The organism is Micrococcus sp. iso_26, assembly GCF_056172975.1.
Map to the genome: position 1 here is coordinate 1 of NZ_JBWBTV010000011.1, position 1,471 is coordinate 1,471.

General features: G+C 76.1%; 1 protein-coding gene. It reads left to right on the forward strand.

All coding sequences use genetic code 11. The features are described 5' to 3' along the window. Window positions 1-309 precede the first annotated feature (309 nt). On the forward strand, window positions 310-1,471 hold a 1,162-nt coding region (locus AC0VX0_RS12265; protein WP_475452178.1), incomplete at its 3' end, for a hypothetical protein.

The window sequence follows — 1,471 nt, forward strand, 5'->3', positions numbered from 1 at the left end:
CCCCCCTCCGCCCTGTGGGCCCTGGCCGCGTGGTGCCTCATGGTGATCACCTTCCTGGGCCTGAGCCTCGGCAGCGTCTGCGCCCGCCTCATGCTCGCCTTGGCCCGCGGCGGCCGAGGCCTCGCCCGCCGCGCCTGGGACGCCTCCCGCGTCTGACCCCTCCGCGCTCGCGGCCCGCCCGGGCCGGCCGCGAGCGCCCGGGCGGCGGGCACTCGCGGGCGGGGTTGCGCCCCCATCTCGGATTGGTGTATGGTTAGACACATCGCAGGGGGCGTGAGGCCCCCGGCACCCCTGGCCAAGGAGGCCCCCATGAGCACCACCGCACAGACCACCGCCGCCGACCTCGCCCTCGCACTGCGGGCCACCCTGGCCCCGCTGCGCGGCTCCAGCGGCGCCTCCCGCCGCAAGGGCCTGATCTGGTTCGAGCTCACGGCCGCCGGCTCCTACCGGCTCACCTCGACCTGGCAGCGCAAGTGGGCCCGCGCGCACGCCCCCAACCCCGACCCGACCCCCTCCGCCGGACCGGCCCTGCCCCCGTGCGCCCTGAACGTCCGCGACGCCGAGGAGCTCGTCGCGGTGCTCTCCCACTGGCGCTCAGTGCCCGCCGACTCCCCCGTGCGCATCCTCGCCGACACCGCGCTGATCCGCGTCGAGATCGACACCCCCCGGCCCGGCTACTCCCGCACCTTCCCCAACCTCGCGCACACCGCCCCGGCCCCCGCGGGCCGGTTCGACCCCCCGGGCCGCCACATGCTCCACCCCCGCGCCACCGTCCTGGCCAGCCCCACCCTCGCCCACCTGATCACGGACCGCCCCCAGTACCTCACCGACCAGCACCTGGCCCTCTACGACGTGCCCGGCGAGCCCTCCCTGACCGCATGGACCCTCAGCGACCGCGCCCACGGCCGCATCTACCTGCCCGCCCGCCGGGCGCTCGCGGTCAGGGTTGCGCCCCCACCCTCCACAGGTGTATGGTTAGACACATCGCAGGGGGCACGAGGCCCCCGGCACCCCCAGTCCCACCGGGAGGACACCATGCAGCTCACCCTCACCGCGCACAGCCTCGCCCGCGCCCTCGACGTCGCCGCGGCCCCCTACCGTTCCCTCACCCCCCGCCCCCGGGAGAACGACCCCGCCGCCCACATCGTGCTCGAGGCCACCACTGAGGGCCTGCTCTGCAGCGGCCACGGCGTGTACCTCTCCGCCCGCACCCTCGCCGACTACTCCCTCACCGCCCCCGCCGGCCTCGACCGCATGAGCCCGGCCATGATCTCGGCCCGCATCGTCCGCGCGCTCGCGGCCGCCCTGACCGAGTCCGGCGGCTGGGCCACCGTCTGCGCCACTCCCGCCACGGTCCACGTGACCGCCTACGGCTTCGCCGAGTCCCTCACCCTGCCGAACACGTGGGGCCTGTTCCCTGACTTCGACCCCGACGCCGAGACCCCCGTGGGCACGGCCGCCGCCGCCCACG